17 protein-coding genes are annotated in these 22668 nt (G+C 33.3%); 10 read left to right on the top strand and 7 right to left on the bottom strand.

Annotated elements, in window-relative coordinates:
* Nucleotides 1-3: 3 nt before the first annotated feature.
* Nucleotides 4-3297, bottom strand: a complete 3294-nt coding sequence (locus J4050_RS06685; RefSeq protein WP_208153570.1) for an ABC transporter permease/M1 family aminopeptidase — start codon at nt 3295-3297, stop codon at nt 4-6.
* A gap of 2 nt (nt 3298-3299) precedes the next feature.
* Nucleotides 3300-4187 (bottom strand): ABC transporter ATP-binding protein, encoded by an 888-nt coding sequence (locus tag J4050_RS06680; protein ID WP_208153568.1) that lies wholly within the window; start codon nt 4185-4187, stop codon nt 3300-3302.
* A 207-nt stretch (nt 4188-4394) separates the two neighbouring features.
* Between J4050_RS06680 and J4050_RS06675 the strand changes: the two genes are divergently transcribed.
* On the top strand, nt 4395-5189 hold the full coding sequence (locus J4050_RS06675; RefSeq protein WP_208153566.1) for a sensor histidine kinase: 795 nt from the start codon (nt 4395-4397) through the stop codon (nt 5187-5189).
* A complete protein-coding gene (locus J4050_RS06670; protein WP_208153564.1) occupies nt 5186-5887 on the top strand; it encodes a LytR/AlgR family response regulator transcription factor in 702 nt (233 codons plus the stop codon). The genes J4050_RS06675 and J4050_RS06670 overlap by 4 nt, the downstream gene beginning before the upstream one ends.
* A gap of 116 nt (nt 5888-6003) precedes the next feature.
* Here the strand turns inward: J4050_RS06670 and J4050_RS06665 are convergent, their stop codons facing one another.
* The 5 genes from J4050_RS06665 to J4050_RS06645 form a co-directional block, all read right to left on the bottom strand.
* Entirely contained in the window at nt 6004-6831 is an 828-nt protein-coding gene (locus tag J4050_RS06665; RefSeq protein WP_208153562.1) for an alpha/beta hydrolase, read from the bottom strand.
* Nucleotides 6832-6952: 121 nt separating this feature from the next.
* Nucleotides 6953-7528: a hypothetical protein gene (locus tag J4050_RS06660; RefSeq protein ID WP_208153560.1), complete on the bottom strand. Its 576-nt coding sequence runs from the start codon at nt 7526-7528 to the stop codon at nt 6953-6955.
* A gap of 109 nt (nt 7529-7637) precedes the next feature.
* Nucleotides 7638-8891, bottom strand: coding sequence for an alpha/beta hydrolase-fold protein (locus J4050_RS06655; RefSeq protein ID WP_208153559.1), 1254 nt, complete (start codon nt 8889-8891; stop codon nt 7638-7640).
* Nucleotides 8892-8951: 60 nt separating this feature from the next.
* Nucleotides 8952-9803, bottom strand: coding sequence for an alpha/beta hydrolase (locus J4050_RS06650; RefSeq protein WP_208153557.1), 852 nt, complete (start codon nt 9801-9803; stop codon nt 8952-8954).
* 289 nt (nt 9804-10092) lie between these two features.
* Nucleotides 10093-11526: an amidohydrolase family protein gene (locus J4050_RS06645; protein WP_208153555.1), complete on the bottom strand. Its 1434-nt coding sequence runs from the start codon at nt 11524-11526 to the stop codon at nt 10093-10095.
* Nucleotides 11527-11770: 244 nt separating this feature from the next.
* Here J4050_RS06645 and J4050_RS06640 point away from each other — a divergent pair, with 244 nt between their 5' ends.
* From J4050_RS06640 to J4050_RS06610, 8 genes are all read left to right on the top strand, one after another.
* Nucleotides 11771-13003 carry a Piwi domain-containing protein gene (locus J4050_RS06640; protein ID WP_208153553.1) on the top strand — a complete coding sequence of 411 codons (1233 nt, stop codon included), beginning with the start codon at nt 11771-11773 and terminating at the stop codon, nt 13001-13003.
* Nucleotides 13004-13012: 9 nt separating this feature from the next.
* The gene (locus tag J4050_RS06635; protein ID WP_208153551.1) at nt 13013-13744 is read left to right on the top strand and encodes a hypothetical protein; all 732 of its coding nucleotides are present in this window, start codon (nt 13013-13015) and stop codon (nt 13742-13744) included.
* Nucleotides 13745-13853: 109 nt separating this feature from the next.
* On the top strand, nt 13854-14267 hold the full coding sequence (locus J4050_RS06630; protein WP_243878571.1) for an HYC_CC_PP family protein: 414 nt from the start codon (nt 13854-13856) through the stop codon (nt 14265-14267).
* A 109-nt stretch (nt 14268-14376) separates the two neighbouring features.
* Nucleotides 14377-18123: an efflux RND transporter permease subunit gene (locus tag J4050_RS06625; RefSeq protein WP_208153549.1), complete on the top strand. Its 3747-nt coding sequence runs from the start codon at nt 14377-14379 to the stop codon at nt 18121-18123.
* The gene (locus J4050_RS06620; protein ID WP_208153548.1) at nt 18120-19355 is read left to right on the top strand and encodes a TolC family protein; all 1236 of its coding nucleotides are present in this window, start codon (nt 18120-18122) and stop codon (nt 19353-19355) included. Before J4050_RS06625 ends, J4050_RS06620 begins: the two co-directional genes overlap by 4 nt.
* Before the next feature lie 3 nt (nt 19356-19358).
* Nucleotides 19359-19952, top strand: a complete 594-nt coding sequence (gene merTP / locus J4050_RS06615) for a mercuric transport protein MerTP (RefSeq protein WP_103051063.1) — start codon at nt 19359-19361, stop codon at nt 19950-19952.
* Between the two features lie 5 nt (nt 19953-19957).
* Nucleotides 19958-20164 (top strand): GDCCVxC domain-containing (seleno)protein, encoded by a 207-nt coding sequence (locus J4050_RS15280; protein ID WP_103051064.1) that lies wholly within the window; start codon nt 19958-19960, stop codon nt 20162-20164.
* A gap of 1 nt (nt 20165) precedes the next feature.
* Nucleotides 20166-22667: a heavy metal translocating P-type ATPase gene (locus J4050_RS06610; RefSeq protein ID WP_208153547.1), complete on the top strand. Its 2502-nt coding sequence runs from the start codon at nt 20166-20168 to the stop codon at nt 22665-22667.
* Nucleotide 22668 lies beyond the last annotated feature (1 nt).

The raw sequence follows: 22668 nt of genomic DNA, 5'->3' as shown, positions 1-22668 counted from the left end.
ATCTTAATTAACTTCTAATTCACCTACAGATTCAAAAAGCTCTTCGATAATATGCTGGAGATTGCTTGGTGTAACTTCTCTGAAATACCCAAGTAAGTCCAGAGTTGTAGCATATCTATCAGTCTGCATTTTTAGTTTTCCATTAATTGTATTCCAATCTCCAAGAAATCGCTTTAACGCTGTATTTATCTTTTCTTCTCCAATGATTTCCTGAAATTTAAACATATTAATGGCACCTTTTGCATAATAAATATGGTCTTGGTTATCTACTAAAGCTAAAGTTGGTTCTACTCCAGATTCTCTGAGTTTCCCTTCTTTGTATTTCTCTAATTGTAACTCTAAAAATTGCTGAATCTTTTCTTTTGGATAGTGCTTTTTTAAAACCATTATTGCTGCATATTGAGAAAGCGTTTCCAAAATAAAGTATTGCCCTTTTACATTTGCCGCTTCCACTTGCATAGCAAACCATTGGTGGGCAATTTCGTGTGCAGTTACATAAAATGCCATATCTACATCGGTTTCATCATCAATATCTAAAACAAAACCTATAGATTCTGAGAATGGAACAGTGCCCGGAAATGATTGTGCAAATTGCGCATAACGCGGAAACTCCATGATACGTAACTGTTCATATTGATACGGACCGAAATTTGTGCTGTAGTAATCCAATGAGGCTTTCATAGCCATCATCATTCTATCTATGTTATACTCATGACCTTTATGATAGTAGATTTCTAAATCTACTTGTTTCGAAATAGCATCAAATTTTGAAATCCATTTGTCTTTTTTTATGTCATACCTTGCTGAAACAATTGAGTAAAAATCAATCATTGGAATTTCCATTTTATAATGAAAATAATTACGATTATTTTCTGTCCACTCCCTCAATAAATTCCCAGGAACCAATGCTGTTTGGTCAATTTCTGTTCCTATGACCATTTCAAAATGAATACCGTCAGAATCACTACCAGATCTCGCATTATCTAATTCTTTAGGATCATTTCTATTAGCTCTATTCGTTCTTTCAGGTAAATTATATTCTGAACGTTCATCCCTATCACTTAGCTCATATTTTCTGTTGTAACCTAATGTTGGAAAGTCTTTATTGTTAAAGAATGTTCCATTTTCAACAATATTAGCATTTGAATTACCTGCTTCAAACCCATTTGTAGTGAATGATTGCTTAAAGTTCATTTTAATTGAATCTCCAGGATTCAAAGGGCTATGCAACTGATAGATGGTATAATCGTAGGTAGCGTATGTATTATTTTCTGTTGCACCTCCATCAAAAGTGACAGTATCTAATGTGATATTCTCTTCAATTAGTTTCTGAATATGAATCTCATTAATGGGTTGCGCATTGGTGTTTTTTAATATATAATACCCTTCCGCAGTATAATCTCTTGATGAAGGATACAATTCCACTTTTAAATTCACATCTACTATTTTGGGCTGTGGTATATATTCAAACTGTTTGAGTTCTTTTTCATAAGCTACTCTAAATTTAGTTGCTTTAGTATTGGTCCAATAGGTGTTTAAAATATTCGTATTGTAAAAGATTAAACTTCCCATTAGTATAAATACTAAAAAGACCATAGAAGCAACTTTAAAAAGCGGCTTGCTCAATCTGTTTTTGCTAGCTCTTATGCGTTGTATTAAATTGGTTTCAGTACCTCTTACGTTTACTAAAGACCCAATAATTAGTAATAGTATTCCGAAGAGAAACCAATATGATTTAATTAACAGATAGGGTTTTAAAAAATGACCATAACCATTCATATCAGAATACGTTCCTAAAGCACTGCCTCCGAAAAAATATAAATCGTGATCAAACCCGAATAAACCTAAAGCAACATTGGCTATAAAAAATACAATCACCAACATTATGCCTACAAACTTATGGTTTACCACAGATTGAATAAAAAAGGCAATGCATGTATACAGTGCTAAAAACGGTAAAATTTCTAAGAAGAAACCAAAAAAATAGACTTGGAATTCATATATGTAATACCCACTTAATGTTTGAAATAGAATTCCTGAACCAATTAGTGCGAGCATTAATACTACATACACTACGTTTAATCCAATGTATTTACCCAATAGTTTTATAAAACTTGACATTGGTGTTGCGTCATAGATCAAATCTAATTTAGCACCTCGCTCTTTCCATACCAATTCACCTGAATAAAACACTAAAATTATTATGAAGAAATATATAGATGTCTCTTTGAGTTCTTCGACAATAAAATAGGTTGCTGGATAGCTATCCACACCATACACAGTTCCAAGATTTACGGAATTAATGAGAATGATAATCATCCCACAAATAACAATTCCCCAAAATGATGCTTGCTTGCAAATACTGATAAAGTAAAACCAAGAAAATTGTTTTAATTGATTCCATTTTGAAAGTAATTCATATTGCTTTGTAGCTACAGGAATTTCTATATCACTAACAACATTAGTGCTTTTAGCAACTAATTTTTCAACTTGCTTTCTCTTTGATTGCTTTTCTTTAACAACATTAAAATTGAATTTTTTATACCCATAGATTAGTGCCAGTATTCCTAGAGAAACCCAAAACAGTTTGTTATAAAGTATGGTTCCAACAAAAGGAAGCTCCTGGGTACTTTTTTCTAACGCTGACCAAGACTTTGTCGCAAAAGTGGTTGTTGTTAGCGAAAATGGATCTAGAATGGCTTGCCAAAATTCATTAGTGATAGCTTTGGTTAGCATAAAAATCACAAATAAAATAATACCTTGTGTATAGACTACCACCAGGTTTCTGCTTAAAGCACCTGTAACAAAAAATAACGAAGCTCCAAAAAACAACGTTGGTAACGTTACCATTAAAAACGTCTTTATATAAACAAAGGCATTAAACCCTAATAGATCTTCTGGATTATGCCATGGCATAAATTCGCTTAGCATCATGCCAAATAAAATACCTGTAAATGCAAATAGCAAAACTGTAAACGATCCTAAAAATCGACCTAGTAAATAATCTTTTTTGTTGATTGGTGCAGAAAATAGCAATGATTCTATATTGTATTTAAAATCCCTTAGTACGGAAACGCCCATTATCATTGAGGCTAAAATCATAAATATACCGGTAATGGCTCCCATTGTTTTTGCAATCACTATGGGTGAGTTTTTTTTCATAAGACCCATGTCTGAACCTTGAAAAATAAAGTCAACACCAACAATTGAAAATAGAAATAGAAAAAGGAAGAATATATAGGTGTCCGGTCGTTTAATTCGGTATTGTATTTCGAACTTAAAAATAGTATACCACATAACTAAATAGATTTAAGTTTAGTATTATTGAATATTTCCGAAAAATAGACATCCTCTAATTCGGCATTAATAAGTGAAAAGCCGTCTCCTGGATTCGTATCACTTACGATATGAATGGTTGGTTTTCCAAGAAATAATCGTTCACTGATGACCTGATAATTTTCTTTATATAGGTTCAATTCTGATTTCTCGATTGTTTTTTGATAAACTCTACCTTTTAAACTTTCTAGAATCTCTAGAGGCTTTCCTTTTAAACAAACTTGCCCTTTATTAATAATGGCCATATTTGTGCAAAGCTCTTTAACATCATCTACAATGTGCGTCGATAAAATAACCACTGTTTTTTCTCCTAATTCGCTCAATAGATTGTAAAACCGATTGCGTTCTACAGGATCTAATCCAGCCGTTGGCTCATCTACAATCAATAGTTTTGGATTATTCAATAAAGCTTGTGCAATTCCAAAACGTTGTTTCATCCCACCAGAAAAACCTTTAAGGTTTTGTTGTCGCACGTCATATAAATTGGTTTTATACAAAAGTGCTTTCACCAATTCTTGGCGTTCATTTTTATGAGTGATGCCTTTAAGGACTGCGAAATGATTGAGTAATACCTCGGCAGATATTTTTGGGTACAAGCCAAATTGTTGCGGCAAATAACCTAATACCCGCCGCAGATTATTTTTTTGTTGTAAGACATCGATGTCCCCAAGAACAATGGAACCAGAATCGGCTTCTTGCAGTGTTGCAATGGTTCGCATTAACGTAGACTTGCCTGCACCATTTGGGCCTAATAGACCAAACATCCCTGTTGGTATATCTAGTGAAATGTTTTGTAACGCTTTAATCCCGTTTGAATACGTCTTTGATAGATTGTCAATTCTAAGTTCCATACTGTTCGTTTTTTGATTGATTGAGACAAACATATAAGCGTTTTTAGGCTCTAAAAAACGTTAGTGACACAAGTACATGCATTAGTGACAAACCCATTTTTTTAAGTTATGAAGACACTTCAAAGCACATTTATGGTGGTTTGTCACTCATCACATACTGTTTGTCAACTTATTTGTAAAGGGTACTTTATTTAAGTAATATTGAATATGAATTTTAAAATACCAGAAAGAAAAAGGAAAACTATAAAGCGCTTTTTCAACATAGCGCTAGTACTTATAGGCCTCCTCCTTGTCATTTTTAATGATACTTTAGGCAAATTAGAAGGATTTGAAGAGTTCATTGCACTGTATTTTCTAATCCTATTTATCACCATTGCAAATTGGATTTTTAAGCAAATCAAAGCACTTATAAGATTAAAGAACGAAAAAACAAAAACAGAGTTAATGCATTTAAAAAGTCAAGTGAATCCACATTTCTTTTTTAATATGCTGAATAACCTTTACGGTTTAGTAGATAAGGATGCTAAGAAAGCTCAAGAGCTCATCTTAAAACTTTCTGATATGATGCGCTATAGTATTTATGATGGCGATAAAGACACCGTGTTATTGTCTGAAGAAATTACCTATCTCGAGAATTATATCGAACTTCATAAAATGCGTTACCATAAAGCGATTGATATACAATTCAATATTGATACAAACAATACTGATTATGAGATCATGCCGCTTCTTTTTATTATTCTTTTAGAAAATGCCTTTAAGCATGGTGTGGAAAATTTAAGAGAACATGCGTATGTTCATATCACATTAACAGCGCATAATAATGAAGTGACCTTTGAAATAGAAAATAATTTTGATGAAGCACAAGATAGTCCTGATATAGGAATTGGATTAAAAAACCTAAAACGAAGATTAGAACTGGTATATCCAAAAAAGCATACCTTAACACTATCTAAAACAGATACAATCTATAACGCTACATTGAATATTAAAGGCTTATGATTACATATATCATTATAGACGACGAACATATTGCACACGATATTATAAAAGGCTATTGTGATATGTTGCCAAATTTAGAATTCAAAGCCAATTGTTATGATGCTATCGAAGCTATCGACTATTTAAGCAAACATGATATTGACCTTATTTTTTTAGATTTGAATATGCCTAAATTAAAAGGATTTCAATTTTTAAAAACCTTATCATCTCCACCAAAAGTTATTGTAACGACTGCCTATAGTGAATTTGCGATTGAAGGCTACGAATTAAACGTTGTAGATTACTTATTAAAACCGTTTAGTTTTGAACGCTTTTTAAGTGCTATTAATAAAGTGACCGCTGCTGACTCAAGAGGAATAAGAAAAGAAAGTAAAGAAACTATAAAACCTGAAGGGCAACATATCTTTTTAAAGCAAAATAATAGCCATATTCAGGTTGATGTAGATGATATTCTGTTTATTGAAGCTTCAGGTAACTATACCAAAGTTGTAGCGGGTAATACTACTATAAGTATTCGTGAAAAAATATCGGATACCATCCAATTGCTTTCTGATAATGATTTTCTTCAAGTTCATAAGTCATTTGCCGTTGCAAGAAAACACATCGATAGGGTAGAAGGTAATAGAATTTATATGGGTGATCATACAGTACCTATTGGTGAACTTTATAAAGCAAATGTTAATCAACTTTTTAAATAAGCTTTAAGGTTCATTTAAAAAATTGGCGAACTTGCAAATATGCCTTAACTTCGATTAAGCAACTAATTAGCTATGAGCTATATAAGTTGTTGCCAACCGTGTTTTCTACAATATTATCAATTCTCTTGATTAATGTAGATTAAACCTTCGTACAAAGCTATTAATGGTACAGAGCGATGGTTTTCCTTGTCAAAATACTTTATTTCGACATTTAGAGGTTCTTCCGATTTCTTTGTAATTAATTCATAGAGATAGTCGTGTCTTTTTTTATTCCGCTCGTAACTAGCCTTTCCTTGATTGGCAGTAGCTATATAAAGTTTTTTATTAAATGATGTTGATGAAATAGAATCAACTTTGTTTTTCATCATCTCTTCACTCCACCAAATACTTGGGTCTATAGAAATGTAAGCATTGAAAACGCTATTTTTATCCATATAAGAATTTAATGTAAGTAGACCTCCTAAAGAATGTCCAATGAGAGTTCTAGACGGTTCTGTTCTATAATTTTCATCAACATATGGTATTAGCTCTTTCTCAATGAAATTCAAAAAATTCCTTCCACCTCCCATAGTATTCGGTCGTTTGGTCTTAATTTTTGTAACTGTAAAATCTCGTTCTCGGTCAACATTCTCTATGGCTATAATAATACTTTCTGGCATTAAATTGTTTCGGTTTCTATTGGAACTCATAAAATGTACTATTCCAGATGCTGTTTTAAAATGAGTATATCCATCCAATAATATGATAATTGGATATTTTTTCGCCACTTCAGTTGAATCATTATATGAATCAGGTATACTTATTAAACAAGTTCTTTCTTCATTTAAAATACTAGATTTAATAACGAACTTACTTCCTACTATAATATCTGTTTCATTCTGTCCAAATGTGGTTTGTACTCCTGAAAGAAGAATATATAAAATTACAAATGTCAAATTTTTCATAGTTTGCTTTATACGTTTGGTAAGGGTTTTGTATAAGATTGGTTGCGTGGTTTAAGCAAATAAAATACAGATAGACAGTCCGCGAGGGCTTTCGTAAATTGGTTAAAACCAGTAATTAATTTTATACGGTGTTATCACTTTTTTTTCTGTTCAATACTTTAATTCCAAGTGTAATTAAGATTGCTATTAATGCAATAAAGAATATACTTGTTGAAATGCTTTTTATAACTGAAAATATATTGGTTGTATAAACTGCAGTCTCTTTCAACTCGGGATAGTTTTTAAGCATTGTGATAATTCCGATATTTTCCAAATAATCTGCAATTCCGGCAATTATCGGTATTACGCAGAGATAAATATAATTGGAATTTAATTTGTTCAATTTTTTCAAGAAATAACCCAAAAGGAGACAATAAGAAAGTCCGAATAGCAGTGGGTAAATCATATCAACAGGTATTTGATTGGTTAGATACGTCAAACGTCCATTTTCGCCAAGCGAAGTGAATAATTCATTGACATAATTCAAATCATATCCTGTGGGCATCATATCCAATAATTTCATTCCGTTAGAGAATTCCATTGTTTTGGGAATAGTGACAGTCAGCATAAAGGCGTAAACAAGATTGGTCAAGATAAAAAGTCCTAAAACCTTCTTGCCCGAAATATTCTTTTCTATGAATTTTCTTAATCGTTTCATTGTTTTCTGAAATAAGTCTTAACGATAAATTTTATGTTTAGTGGCAGACTGCTTGGTAGTTTCCTCTAAGACCTATAATCTACCACTAATCATATAAAAATAGGTTTGGTTATTTTCCTTTAAGTTCCTCTATTCTTTTCTTGTAGCCATCGTCACTACTTATTTCAAAAGCTTTAGTTACATATTTAATGGCATTAGCAATGTCGCTTTGTGCTTCATAATAATCTGCCATTGAATTATAGGCACTTGCGTTGTTGGGATAATAATTAATATTCGATTTGAAAAACATAAATGCCTTTTCAGGTTGCCCCATTTGTAAATTCATATAGCCATAGCCACTAAACAATTCCTCAATCATTGGAGGGAAGGGATAACCGAAATGCGTTGAATAGATTTCTTCTTGTTTTTCCAATAGCTTAACCAATTCTTCTACTGTCGTTTCAGGATTATTATATTTTTGCGGAGATTTAAACTGGTACCATTTAAAAAGAAAAATCAATCCATCTCTCATCGTTGGGAGCGGAACAGTACCATGTAAATCTTCATTGTACACCTTCCATGAGAAATTTAATCCACTCTGTTTTTGAGAGGTCGCAAAAGTTGAAAAGTCAATGATTGAACGTGCAAACAAGGTGAATTCTGAAGCGTCGTCCATAATATTCTCCATGGTTATTTCTTCATCCCACATATGTAGCTGTTCTGCTGCTAAAGACACATAAAGAGATTTGCCTTTATAACTTTCTGAACTCAGCTTTTCTTTTGCTTCGTTCAATAACTTTTGGTCGTCCCAATCCAAACTTGGATCTATGGCTATATAGTTTTGAAAGAGATGCTTATGATTAATCAGCATATTTATCGTAAACAGTCCTGCATATGAATGGCCAATTAATGTACGGTAAGGCGAAGAGGGATATTTGTTGTCAATGTATGGGATTAGTTCTTTTTCAATAAAGTGGCTAAAGTTTTCAGCACCACCAGTATCTATATCCATTGCCTGCCCACGCCTCATTTTAATCTGTGAAGTAGTCAAGTCCCTTATTCTGTCAGTTTTGTTAGAAATTCCAATTAGAATCATATGAGGTAAATAATGTCCCCAATAATTGTCATAAACTGCTTCTAAATTATCTTTCAAAGAAAATCCATCTAACAAATAAACAACAGGATATTTTACATTAGCATTTGGGTTATAATTCTCAGGGAGTTTAACCCAAAACTCTCGATATTCTTTCAATGTCTCTGAATATACGGTATCAATAATTTCAGTTTGGAATTCACTCGATTGATTCAACTTCGATTGTGCCGATATTTCTTGAAAGACAATAATGAATCCTATTGTCAATACTATTTTTAATACTTTGGTCATATTATTATAAATTGTTATGTGTTTTTTTATTGGAGGATAAAGTTCTAAAGCTATGCATTTTTAAATTTTTAAGATTAGCTTTTCAATTAATTTAAAATTTTTAGTATTCGGAACATGTTTTGAATCTTCTAGCAAGACGATGTCATGTAGTGATGGAAAAATTCGTTTGGCGCGTTTTACCATTTTTTTACCGGGAAACATAATGTCTTTTTCCATAGCGAAAACTGTAATTGGTGTTTTGATCTCTTTTGCTGAACCTTTTTGAATTACTGGCAAAGGAGAAAAATCCATATTGCAATTTTGAAACGTCGTTGCCATAAATTGGATGGCAAAATCATCATACTCTGAAAAAAGTACATTCATGACTTTTTTAATGTACTGTTGATTATTGGTTTTTATGAATTTCTTTAAAGGAATAAACATCTTAAATAAGCCTACAAAAGGACTTCCATTTACGATGTAAACTGGAGCTATTAAAAAAACGCGTTTTATGAGCCTTTCGTTAAATTCTAAAGTCTTTAGAGCAATTAAGCCTCCAAATGAAAATCCTACTAAAGTAACGTCTTTTAATCCTAATGCGATTATGACGTCAGTTAACCATTCACCATACTCTAGTGACTTAATATCTAATCTGTTCTCAGCACTTTTATTAGGTTGGGCAAGTACGTCAATAGCATACACACAATATGTTGATGATAAATTCGAGAACGATTCCAAAATTAGAGGAGCGCATCCGCCTGTACCATGAATAAGAAGTAGCGGTGGTTTTTTTGCATTGCCTGTAATAAGAACATTTGTGGCTCCAAACTTTGTTTCTAAAGTTTTTTCGGAATAGTCGATATTCAGCGTATTTAACCTCTGGTTGTAAAGAGTAATGATTTCGTCTTTTCCTTCTTTTGATTTGAAAAACATGTACTGTTCGTTTTTTGATTGATGATTATGATTGATATATTTAAAATATTATGATGAGCGATGAGTGGTATTTATTACACTTTAATTTTAATTGTTAATAGCACAATTTTTGTTTCTATAAATATCTATCAAGAAGTAATATACTTATAAACCCTTATGAAGCCTTATGTATAAAGTTTGCTCATAGATTGAAAATTATGACGCAGTTGTATAAATTATGATGCAAACGAGCCTTTCTATTAGATCTTATTTTAATTTTTTTAATTGTATTTACATTACTATTAGTAATTTATTTTTCAATGATTAAGTTTTCCAAATACCTGAGTGCAGTTGCTATCATGTTCTTTCTGTTTTTAGCTTTTTCATTAAAAGAATCCAAAGTCTCTCTGTTTAATTTTCGCCCTTTTATAAAAATATAATTGGGTTTCTTAAGTGAAGACAGCGTTACCAGTGGATTCTGATCCACCAATAGCAAATTAGCAACTTTGCCCTCTTCAATAGTTCCTAGTTGATTCATTATTGAATGCGTTTTAGAAGCGTTAACAGTAGCTGTTTTTAAAACGTCATAGTTAGAAAGACCAGCTTCTTTGTAAAAGGCCAATTCTTTATGAATTGAAAAACCAGGAAGGGTAACTCCAATTCCTCCATCAGTTCCAGAAATGATAGTTACACCTGCTTCATGTAGCTTTTTAACAACAGTTAAATGAAAATCATGCTGACTTTTAATCCTATTAACAATTGCAGGATCTTTTTGTTTGGCATTAAACCAACGCTCAAACTGTCTTTGACTATCATCCATTTTAATGAGTGGATTCATATAATTCAATGGTTCTGAATCTAAAATGGCATCATCCATCATCATTTGATAGATATTATTAAACACTGTAAGTGTAGGACTGTAACTCGTGTGTTTGGATTGCGAAATGGAATCAATTATCGGTTGCAGTTTGACAGTGTCTAAATCAAACTGTAAAGGTTGCTGTACAATTTCTTCAGCATGTTCAATGGATTTGATTTGTGAATTCAAATGATATGAAAAGGGCACTTTTTGAGAAGGATGAGCCACAATGTCCATTTCAGAAATTTGGGCTTGTTCAATCACTGCATCAAAAATCGCTTTATCCAATCCATAATACGTTTTGATAAAATCATAACCTTTGTCTTTATATTCAATAATCTTGTCTTTAGCTTCGCTAGGATGACCTAGATTTAAATTGTCATCACCAATAAATTCTGAGCCTGTTAATTTTGGTCCTGTCGTAAAAAACGATGGTGAAAAAATATGTTCTTCCATTACATCGTCTTTAATTCTTAAATGCATTGGCATACCCCAAAGATTTCTAACTGCTGTTACACCATTGGATAGGTACAGTCCGAGTTCATATCTATCCCACACATGCACATGCATATCGATAAGCCCTGGTGTGAGATACTTATCCTCTCCGTCAAAAATTTCGATGCCTTTGACCTCAATAGTATCCGCAATCTTTTCGATAATTCCTTCTTTTATATACACCATTTTACCAACTAAAACAGTGTCTTTGTTCATTGGGATGATATTGACGTTCTTAATAAGAAAAGAATTATTGGATACTGATGTATTCTTATTAATATCAAGATAATTTGTGCTTGATGCATCAACCCAAAGTGTAATGATTCCTATTAGCACAAGAAGACCGATGAGAGCGAAGACAATTTTTAAAAGTCGTTTTATTATTTTCATTGGTATAAATTTAAACAATGGATTATATCATTTATAAATAAGAGGTATTTGTGGTTTTATTTTTTTCCTTTCCTTCTATTGACTTAAAAACAGACATTGTTCGGTTTTTGATGTATTAATTATTTGTGCTTAAATTTTTGTGGTTGAAAATTTGAACAATACTTTACAAATATGGTGAACCAACTACATGAAAAATCAAATCCCAAACAATATGTACAATTATTGCCACAAGTAAACCCATTTAGTGCCTAAAAAGGCAATGAATATCCTAAACCCTTACAGACGTCCAAACAATCAAAATATCAAGATATTTTTCATTTGCCATACTTCGCATAAGGATTCGGTATTGTCTTTCTATCAAAATTTAAAGGAAGGTGTAAATACAAAAAAGAATTATTATAAAGGATTGGAAGCGTATGTGAACATTAAAGCATCATCATCCAAAAAACACTTCATTAAATTTACCAACGAAAACAACCCAATACCAGAAATAGTTGAAAAGTTAGAGAGCTTAACCTTCGACCACGATAATATAAAATATGCAGCGTTCTATATAAGTCCTTTCGATAAGTTTACACCAAATCCCGAAGACCGAGACATCTATATTCAAATTAAAGAACTCTTTCTAAATGAAGGCATTGTTACACAGGTTGTAGATTATGAAAAAATGGTGGTCAATATCGAGAATCAATACAACTTCCAATTTTCATTGCAAAATATGGCGTTGGCTATTCACGCCAAATTAGGTGGCGCACCTTGGAAACTCGCAGTAACCGATAAGAAGGAATTAGTAATTGGTGTTGGTGCATTTACCAATCAAGGCGAAAACAGACGGTATATAGCAAGTGCCTTTAGTTTTCAAAACAATGGTTTGTTTAGAAAGTTCGAGTATTTTGACCAAAGCGAAACAGACCTTTTAGCGGGTAGTATATGTAAAGCTATTAGAGATTTTACATCGGTTGCAGAAGCAGATAAAGTTGTTATCCACTTTTATAAGGAAATGAGTTACGAGGAATTAAAACCTATTATAAAAGGGATGCACACATTAGGATTAAAAATTCCGCTCTACATTTTAAATATCAATAAAACAGAAGCAGAAGATATTATTGCTTACGACCTCAATTGGAACAAAAAGCTAATGCCTATAAGTGGCACATACATACGTATTAGCGAAAATCAATTCCTACTGTTTAATAATGCGCGTTACCCTAATTCACAGCGATATGCAGATACAGATGGTTATCCGTTTCCAATAAAAATTAAGGTAAGCAGTCCAGATGAAGATGCTTTTGAAGATGCAGATGTAGTGTTAGAATTATTAACACAGGTATATCAGTTTAGCAGATTATATTGGAAATCGCTTCGACAACAAAATATACCAATCACTATAAAATATCCAGAAATGGTTGCACAAATAGCACCACGATTTAATAATGGCGTTCCAGACGATGCTAAAGATGCTCTATGGTTTTTATAAAAGAATGATATGTCAAGATTAAGAAGAAAAGAAACACTTGCATCTATAATGGGATTTGGTTTTATCCATTTTGAGTTTCATTTAATTGAAGATTATATGAATCATATGGAAACTCATTTCGAAAGAGAATTAAAAAATATAGAGGTTGAGTATGATAATTTTCAAAAATCCAAAGAGGTTGATAAATCAGAATATTCCGAGGAATATTTAGACCACATACAAGATTCCTTTATTGACAATGTTTTTATGTTTAATGATGTTTACATCAAAAATTACAGAAACGCTCAAATCATACAACTGTATTCTTTTTTTGAAGATATTTTAAAACGTGGTTGTGATAGATTCGCATCCTATAAACAAACAGACTACAGAGTAGATGACTTAAAAGGCAATAATGATATTGATAAAGTAAAAAAGTTCTTAAAGCAGTCTGCTAAAGTTGATTTTTCTATACTTAATCCTGAATGGAGTTTTATTGATAATTTTAGACAAGTTCGTAATTTAGTTGTACATCACAAAGGGGTAATTAAAAACAACGATACTGTCAATAATAGCGATAGAAAGTTCAATAATATTAAGAGTTTTAGCAAAGGTCGGTTTATGTTAAAGGAATATGTGTCTTCACAAAATAGATTTGAAATAGTATTTGATAATCCACAGTTTTTTAAAGAGATAATAAACAACATCGAAAGTTTATTAGATAAAATAGGTAGTAAAGAAATGCCATTAAACGAATTATAAAAAATACCTTCTAAAATGGGTAAATGGTGATTTATCAAATTTTTCAACCTCTAAACTTCTGTTAAACAAAATCAATATTTGTTAAAATTTTATACCTTTGAAAATAGATATGAAGCAATTTTTCCATAAAATAATGTCTTTAGCAATGGCTTTTGTAGTGTTATTCTCTACAATGTCATTTACTGTGAATATGCATTATTGCGGAGATACTTTAGTAGAAACTGCCATATTTCATAAGGCCAAAGGGTGCGGAATGGAAATGGAAAAGCCTTCAACCGAAGGATGTTCTATTACCAAGAAAAATTGTTGTGATGATGAACAATTATCAATTGAAGGTCAAGACGAATTACAATTGCAAGTTGACAAAATCACATTTGAACAACAAGTATTTATAGCTTCATTTGTTTACACTTACATTAACCTTTTTGAAGGTTTAGAAAATAACGTTTCTACTTACGAAGAATATAAACCGCCACTCGTCATAAGGCAACTCTACAAGATTGACGAAACATACTTAATTTGATTTTTAAACAATAGACTTTTTTATCCTATGACTGCAATGTCGTAAGGATAATTCGTTGTATTCGGTGTTGTCGTAACACCAATGTCTAACTGTTTAATAATCAAAGCCAATGCTGAATAAAAGCATCAAATTTTTAATAGAAAACAAACTCGTAGCAGTTCTGCTACTCGTCCTTTTTGTAGGATGGGGAACGGTTAATGCACCTTTCAATAGGGATACTGGTTTCTTACCAAGTAATCCAGTTGCTGTAGATGCCATACCAGATATAGGCGAAAACCAACAAATCGTTTTTACCAAATGGGATGGACGTTCGCCACAAGATATAGAAGACCAAATTACCTATCCATTAACCACATCATTATTGGGTATTCCTGGAGTAAAAACCATTCGTAGTTCCTCTATGTTTGGCTTTTCAAGTATCTATATCATTTTTGAAGAGGATATAGAATTTTACTGGAGTAGAAGTCGTATTCTCGAAAAACTTAATTCCTTACCAAGTGGTTTATTGCCCGAAGGTGTTAATCCTGCTTTGGGTCCAGATGCAACAGGATTAGGACAAATATTTTGGTACACTTTAGAAGGTCGTGACGAAAAAGGAAATGTAACTGGTGGTTGGGATTTGCAAGAGTTACGCAGTATTCAGGATTACTATGTAAAATATGCTCTATCTTCTGCAAGTGGTGTTTCAGAGGTTGCTTCTATTGGTGGCTATGTTCAGGAGTATCAAGTGGACGTAAATCCAGAACTAATGCGTCAGTATAATATTGGATTGCATCACGTTGTAAAAGCGGTTAAGGAAAGTAATAAAGACATTGGTGCACAGACTTTGGAAATTAACCAAGCCGAATATTTAGTGCGTGGTTTGGGTTATGTGAAATCCATTTCAGACATCGAAAATGCAGTAGTCACTTCAGAAGATTATACTTCAATTAGGATAAAGGATATTGGTAAAGTTTCATTAGGTCCTGCAACAAGACGTGGTTTATTAGATAAAGAAGGTGCAGAGGTTGTTGGTGCTGTTGTGGTGGCTCGTTATGGCGCAAACCCAATGGAAGTCATCAATAATGTGAAAGAGAAGATTAATGAATTAAGTGCAGGATTACCTTCAAAAGTATTGGCGGATGGTAGAACTTCCCAAGTAACAATAGTCCCATTTTATGACAGAACAGAACTGATACAAGAAACTTTAGGTACACTCAATGAAGCATTGACTTTAGAAATCTTAATTACCATCCTGGTAATTATCATTATGGTATTTAATCTTCGAGCTTCCATACTAATTTCTGGACTTTTACCAGTAGCGGTTTTAATGGTGTTTATTGCGATGAAACTCTTTGGTGTTGATGCTAATATTGTGGCATTATCAGGTATTGCTATTGCTATTGGTACAATGGTCGACGTAGGTGTCATACTATCAGAAAACATTATAAGGCATTTGGATGAAAACGAAAATGTCATTCCGACAGAGCAAGGAACGAGCGACGAGGAATCTCATAAAAAGTTACCCATAAACACAGTAGTCTATAACGCAACAGCTGAAGTGTCTGGTGCAATCGTAACCGCAGTTATGACAACTATTATCAGTTTCATTCCTGTATTTACAATGATTGGAGCGGAAGGAAAACTATTCAGACCATTAGCCTTCACAAAGACTTTTGCATTAACAGCTTCTATAATAGTAGCGTTGTTTTTAATTCCACCGTTTGCTGCATTTTTATTCAGAAAGAAAAACATCAAAAACACTTTTAAATATGTTTTAAATGGTGTTTTAATAGCATTGGGAATCGTAGCCATAGTCTATGGATATTGGTTAGGATTAATTTTAATTGCGTTTGGGATTACAGCATTTCTCAATCTTCAAAGTAAGATAACAGACAAGCAAGCTAATCTTATCAATATCATTATTTCGGTATCAGCTATTGTATTCTTGTTAGCCGAATATTGGAGACCATTAGGCGTTGATAAAAGCATTTTCTGGAATCTCATTTTCGTTAGTGTTATTTGCTTTGGTTTATTAGGTGTTTTCTCATTATTTATAAAATACTACACACGTATTTTAAGGTGGTGTTTAGATAATAAGTTATTGTTTTTATCTGTACCAACGGCTATTGTAATTGCAGGTTTTTTCATTATGAAAAATACAGGCAAAGAGTTTATGCCCTCATTAAATGAAGGCTCATTTCTACTAATGCCAACCTCGATGCCTCATTCTGGCGTGGAAGAAAATAAACGTGTTTTACAGCAATTGGATATGGCAGTAGCCAGTATTCCAGAGATTGAAACCGTAGTTGGTAAAGCAGGTAGAACAGAATCAGCGTTAGACCCAGCACCTTTGTCGATGTATGAAAATATCATTCAGTATAAACCAGAATATATGCTGAATGAAAACGGAGTACGCCAACGCTATAAAGTCAATGATGATGGTGAATATGTGTTAAAAAACGGAATGTCATTGCGAGCGGAACAGCGTGAAGCGTGGCAATCTCTTAAAGCAAAAGAACAACTCATTCCAGACGATGATGGCGAGTTCTACCGTAATTGGCGACCAGAAATACAGTCGCCGGACGATATTTGGAATGAAATTGTAAAAGTTACCAAATTGCCAGGCGTAACCTCTGCACCAAAGCTACAACCTATTGAAACCCGATTGGTAATGCTTCAAACAGGAATGAGAGCACCTATGGGAATTAAAGTAAAAGGTCAAGACTTAAAGCAGATTGAAGCGTTTGGTGTGCAATTAGAAAACATCATCAAGGAAGCTGAAGGTGTTAAAAAAGAAGCTGTTTTTGCAGACCGTATTGTTGGTAAACCCTATTTGTTAATTGATATTGATAGAGAGAAAATTGCACGTTATGGCATTTCGATACAAGATGTTCAAGATGTATTAAAAGTAGCAGTTGGTGGTATGGTCTTAACCCAAACGGTAGAAGGTCGAGAGCGATATGGTGTTCGAGTACGATACCCAAGAGAATTACGTGCAAACCCAACCGACTTAAAACAGATTTATGTGCCAGTTGAAAAAGGTAGTCCTGTGCCATTAAGCGAATTGGCAACCATTCGCTATGAACAAGGTCCACAAGTCATTAAAAGTGAAGATACTTTTTTAGTAGGCTATGTCTTGTTTGATAAAATGGATGGCTTTGCAGAAGTAAGCGTTGTTGAAAATGCACAAGCATTGATTCAAGAAAAGATAGATTCTGGTGAATTGATAGTTCCAAAAGGAATCAACTATGCATTCACAGGAACGTATGAAAATCAATTAAGAGCAGAAAAAACTTTGTCGGTTGTTGTACCGTTAGCATTAGCCATCATTTTCTTAATTCTGTATTTCCAATTCCGTTCTGTAGGGACATCACTAATGGTATTCACAGGTATCGCAGTAGCGTTTGCAGGTGGTTTTATAATGATTTGGCTCTATGGTCAAGGTTGGTTTTTAAACTTCAATGTCGCTGGGGAAAATATGCGAGACTTATTTCAGATGCACCCAATTAATTTAAGTGTAGCAGTTTGGGTTGGGTTTATTGCACTATTTGGTATTGCAACAGATGATGGTGTAGTAATGGCAACTTATTTAACCCAAACATTCGATAGAAACACACCAGATAATAAAAAGGAAATTAGAGCATCAGTAGTGGAAGCAGGAGAAAAACGTATCAGACCCTGTTTAATGACTACAGCTACAACCATTTTAGCATTATTACCAGTATTAACTTCTACAGGTCGAGGAAGCGATATAATGATACCTATGGCAATACCAAGTTTTGGTGGAATGCTTATAGCCTTAATAACCTTATTTGTAGTTCCAGTATTATATAGCTGGAAAGCCGAAGTTCAACTTAAAAGAACTGTAAAATGAAACAGATAAAATCACACATAAAAACAGTCTTTATTCTTTGTTCGTTATTCTTTGTTCTCATTGGAAATGCACAACAATTAGAAACACTTATAGATGAAGCCTTAACAAACAATCCAGAAATTCAAAAATTTGAGTTACAATACAAAAGAGCTTCCGAAAAAGTAAACGAAATAAATACCATTCCTAATACCGAATTTGGTGTCGGTTACTTTGTAAGTGAACCGGAAACCAGAACAGGTGCACAACGCTTTAAGGTATCTGCTAAACAAATGTTACCGTGGTTTGGGACTATTACATCGAGAGAAGACTATGTGAGTTCATTGGCAGATGCTAAATACGAAGACATTGTTATTGCAAAGCGAAAACTAATGGCTTCGGTATCACAATCCTATTATAATCTATACGCCAACAAAGCAAAGCAAGAGGTCTTAACTGAAAACATTAAACTATTAGAAACTTATGAGACGTTAGCACTAACATCTGTTGAGGTTGGTAAAGCATCCGCAGTAGACGTGTTGCGATTGCAAATGCGTCAAAACGAAATGCAACAATTAAAAGAGGTGTTGCAACAACAATTTTTAGCAGAACAAACTAACTTCAATAATCTATTGAATAGAAATAATGATGTTACCGTGAATGTGATAGATAGTTTAATGATACCTTCAGAAGACTTTGATATGAATTCTGAAAATTTAGCATTACATCCTGAATTACTAAAATATGATAAACTCTATCAATCCATAGAGCAATCTGAATTATTGAATCAAAAAGAAAGCAGTCCTATGATTGGTTTCGGGTTAGATTATATCAATGTTTCCAAAAGACCAAATATGGATTTTACTGATAACGGTAAGGATATTGTAATGCCAATGGTTTCGGTATCTATCCCAATTTTCAATAAGAAATATAAATCCCAAACCAAACAAAATGAGTTGCAACAACAGGAAATTACGGCTCAAAAACAGGAACGTTTAAATGCATTGGAAACGCTTTTAGACAAAGCGATTAACGAACGCATTTCTGCAAGAATAAGTTATGCTACCCAAACCAAAAACCTACAGCAAGCCAAAGATGCAGAAGACATTTTAATCAAAAGCTATGAAACAGGAACGATAGATTTTAATGATGTTTTGGATATTCAAGAACTACAACTAAAGTTTCAAATCAATCAAATAGAGTCTATTAAGACCTACTATGTGCAAAGTACAATCATTAATTATTTAATTCAGTAAACTATGAAAAATAATAGTAAACTAATTGGCACAGGAATGTTAACTGCTATAACTGCTTCTCTATGTTGTATTACCCCTGTTTTAGCTCTTATTGCAGGAACAAGTGGAATTGCTTCAGCATTTTCTTGGATAGAACCCTTTAGACCTTATCTAATTGGGTTAACAGTTTTTGTATTAGGATTTGCTTGGTATCAAAAACTAAAACCTCAAAAAGAAATTGACTGTGAATGTGAAACGGACGAAAAACCAAAATTCATACAATCAAAGAGGTTTTTAGGAATTGTTACTGTATTTGCAATTGTAATGTTGGCTTTCCCATACTATTCAGGAATTTTTTACACAAATACAGAAAAACAAATAACCGTAGTTTATAAATCAGACATTAAAACAACTGAATTTAAAATCGACGGAATGACCTGCGCCAGTTGCGAAGCACACGTAAACCACGAAGTTAATAAACTCAACGGTATTGTAAACTCAAAAGCATCCTACGAAAAAGGTAACGCTATCATTGAATTTGACAAAACCAAAACCAATGAATTAGAGATTGAGAAAGCAATTAATTCTACAGGTTATAAAGTAACTGATAAAAAATAAAATTGATGCAACCTATATTAAAATCAGAAATCACTTGTCCAAACTGCGGACATAAAAAAGTGGAAGAAATGCCAACAAATGCTTGTCAATTCTTTTATGAGTGTAAAAATTGCAAAACGGTTTTGAAACCAAAGGAAGGCGATTGTTGTGTTTATTGTTCTTATGGAACTGTCCCTTGTCCGCCAATTCAGAATAATAAAAATTGTTGTTAAAATGAAACATACATATCATATACACGGAATGACTTGCAACGGTTGTCGCAGTCACGTTGAAGAAACGCTCTCTAAAGTGGAAGGTGTTTTAAAAGCAACGGTCAATTTAGAAAAGGCTGAAGCTACCATCGAAATGGAATCGCATATTCCTATAGAAAAGTTTCAAGAAGCCTTAAAAAAGGATGGTGATAGATACAGTATTCATAAACAAGGTGAACAACATCAACATTCAAATGATAAAAAGAAAGAGCAATCCAAAGGAAAAGGCACAGGCACATTTTATTGTCCTATGCATTGCGAGGGCGATAAAACTTATGATGCACCAGGCGATTGTCCTGTTTGCGGAATGGATTTGGTGGAAGAACAAAATCTATCCACAACTTCAGCAGAACAATGGACGTGTCCTATGCATCCAGAAATTGTCAAAGACGAAGCAGGTTCGTGTCCTATTTGTGGGATGGATTTAGTGCCAATGGAAGCAGATAGTTCAGCAGAGGAAAAAACGTATAAGAAGCTATTAAAGAAATTTTGGATAGCATCTGTATTCACATTACCTATTTTCTTAATTGCTATGAGCGAAATGCTTAATAACAATCCATTGTATAATATAATGGAACAGAAAAATTGGAATTGGATTCAATTTGCACTATCCATTCCAGTTGTTTTTTATGCTACTTGGATGTTCTTTGAGCGTGCTTATAAAAGCATAAAAACGTGGAATCTCAATATGTTTACACTCATTGGAATCGGTGCAGGTGTGGCTTGGTTATTTAGTGTATTTGGGATGTTGTTTCCAGATGTATTTCCTGAACAATTTAAAACTGAATCAGGTGCAGTTCACGTCTATTTTGAAGCAGCAACAATTATTCTAACGTTAGTGCTTTTAGGTCAGTTGTTAGAAGCTCGTGCGCATAGTAAAACCAATTCGGCAGTAAAAGAGTTACTAAAGTTAGCACCTAATAAAGCCATAAAAATAGTAGATGGTGAAGAAATTGAAGTCAGTATTGACGAGATAGAATTAAATGATATTCTAAAAGTGAAACCAGGAGATAAAATTCCTGTGGATGGTGTGATAACTGAAGGCGAAACAACTATTGACGAATCTATGATTACAGGAGAACCTATTCCTGTAAACAAATCTCAAGAAGATAAAGTAAGTAGCGGAACAATTAATGGGAATCAAGCCTTTTTAATGAAAGCCGAAAAGGTAGGAAGTGACACGCTATTATCGCAAATCATTCATATGGTTAATGATGCCAGTAGAAGTCGTGCACCTATTCAAAATTTAGCGGATAAAGTTTCGGGTTACTTTGTGCCAGTCGTAGTCATAATTTCTCTACTAACTTTTGCAGTTTGGTCAATTTGGGGACCAGAACCAGCTTATGTGTATGCGTTGGTCAATGCAATTGCAGTTTTAATTATTGCGTGTCCGTGTGCATTAGGTTTAGCAACACCAATGTCTGTAATGGTTGGTGTGGGTAAAGGTGCTCAAAATGGTGTATTGATTAAAAATGCCGAAGCACTTGAAAAAATGGATAAGGTAAATACGCTTATCGTTGACAAGACAGGAACAATTACCGAAGGAAAACCAACAGTTGAAACCGTTGGTGCTTTTAATAATGCTTTAAGCGAAAAAGAAGTGTTACAATACATCGTTTCATTAAATACAAATAGTGAACATCCTTTGGCAGAAGCGACAGTTAAATATGGCAAAGAACACAACGCAGAAATTTTAAAGTCCGAAGATTTTAGTGCTGTTACAGGAAAAGGTGTTGAAGCTAAAATTGATGGAAAAAATGTAGCATTAGGTAATCCTAAAATGATGGAATATGTGAAAGCAGAAATTGCTTCTAAAATGAAAGACGAAGCTAAATCTTACCAAAAACAAGGTAAAACAGTTTCTTATTTGTCAATAGATGAAACCGTCGTTGGGTATGTAGTTATAGGCGATAAGATAAAAGAAACAAGTGCCAAAGCTATTAAGGCACTTCAAGATAAAGGCATTGATGTTATAATGCTTACAGGCGATAATCACGATACTGCACAAGCAGTAGCATCAGAATTAAATCTGGCAGATTTTAAAGCCAGTATGCTACCAGAAGACAAACTCAAAGAAGTAGAGAAACTACAAAAAAATGGAAAAGTAGTTGCTATGGCAGGTGATGGAATTAATGATGCACCAGCATTGGCAAAAAGTGATGTAGGTATTGCAATGGGAACAGGAACAGATGTAGCGATAGAAAGTGCTATGATAACATTGGTAAAAGGTGATTTAAACGGAATTGTAAAAGCAAGAAATTTAAGCGATTCCGTAATGAAGAACATTAAGCAAAACCTATTTTTTGCACTTATCTACAACACATTGGGTGTACCTATTGCAGCAGGTGTGTTGTTTCCATTCTTCGGAATACTACTCTCGCCAATGATAGCAGCTTTAGCAATGAGTTTTAGCTCTGTTTCGGTAATAGCAAACGCACTACGATTAAGAACAGTAAAAATCTAAT

The sequence above is a fragment of the Winogradskyella pelagia genome (genome assembly GCF_017581965.1).
GTDB classification, from domain to species: domain Bacteria; phylum Bacteroidota; class Bacteroidia; order Flavobacteriales; family Flavobacteriaceae; genus Winogradskyella; species Winogradskyella pelagia.
This window is presented reverse-complemented; position numbering and strand designations above follow the sequence as displayed.

Bases quoted from the DNA above. Each gene is read 5' to 3' on its own strand.
- J4050_RS15280 (WP_103051064.1), top strand. From the start codon at position 19,958: ATGCAACCTATATTAAAATCAGAAATCACTTGTCCAAACTGCGGACAT.
- J4050_RS06670 (WP_208153564.1), top strand. From the start codon at position 5,186: ATGATTACATATATCATTATAGACGACGAACATATTGCACACGATATT.
- J4050_RS06665 (WP_208153562.1), bottom strand. From the start codon at position 6,831: ATGAAAAATTTGACATTTGTAATTTTATATATTCTTCTTTCAGGAGTA.
- J4050_RS06630 (WP_243878571.1), top strand. From the start codon at position 13,854: ATGAAGCAATTTTTCCATAAAATAATGTCTTTAGCAATGGCTTTTGTA.
- J4050_RS06680 (WP_208153568.1), bottom strand. From the start codon at position 4,187: ATGGAACTTAGAATTGACAATCTATCAAAGACGTATTCAAACGGGATT.
- J4050_RS06660 (WP_208153560.1), bottom strand. From the start codon at position 7,528: ATGAAACGATTAAGAAAATTCATAGAAAAGAATATTTCGGGCAAGAAG.
- J4050_RS06645 (WP_208153555.1), bottom strand. From the start codon at position 11,526: ATGAAAATAATAAAACGACTTTTAAAAATTGTCTTCGCTCTCATCGGT.
- J4050_RS06650 (WP_208153557.1), bottom strand. From the start codon at position 9,803: ATGTTTTTCAAATCAAAAGAAGGAAAAGACGAAATCATTACTCTTTAC.
- J4050_RS06625 (WP_208153549.1), top strand. From the start codon at position 14,377: ATGCTGAATAAAAGCATCAAATTTTTAATAGAAAACAAACTCGTAGCA.
- J4050_RS06635 (WP_208153551.1), top strand. From the start codon at position 13,013: ATGTCAAGATTAAGAAGAAAAGAAACACTTGCATCTATAATGGGATTT.
- J4050_RS06685 (WP_208153570.1), bottom strand. From the start codon at position 3,297: ATGTGGTATACTATTTTTAAGTTCGAAATACAATACCGAATTAAACGA.
- J4050_RS06610 (WP_208153547.1), top strand. From the start codon at position 20,166: ATGAAACATACATATCATATACACGGAATGACTTGCAACGGTTGTCGC.
- J4050_RS06620 (WP_208153548.1), top strand. From the start codon at position 18,120: ATGAAACAGATAAAATCACACATAAAAACAGTCTTTATTCTTTGTTCG.
- merTP (WP_103051063.1), top strand. From the start codon at position 19,359: ATGAAAAATAATAGTAAACTAATTGGCACAGGAATGTTAACTGCTATA.
- J4050_RS06655 (WP_208153559.1), bottom strand. From the start codon at position 8,891: ATGACCAAAGTATTAAAAATAGTATTGACAATAGGATTCATTATTGTC.
- J4050_RS06675 (WP_208153566.1), top strand. From the start codon at position 4,395: ATGAATTTTAAAATACCAGAAAGAAAAAGGAAAACTATAAAGCGCTTT.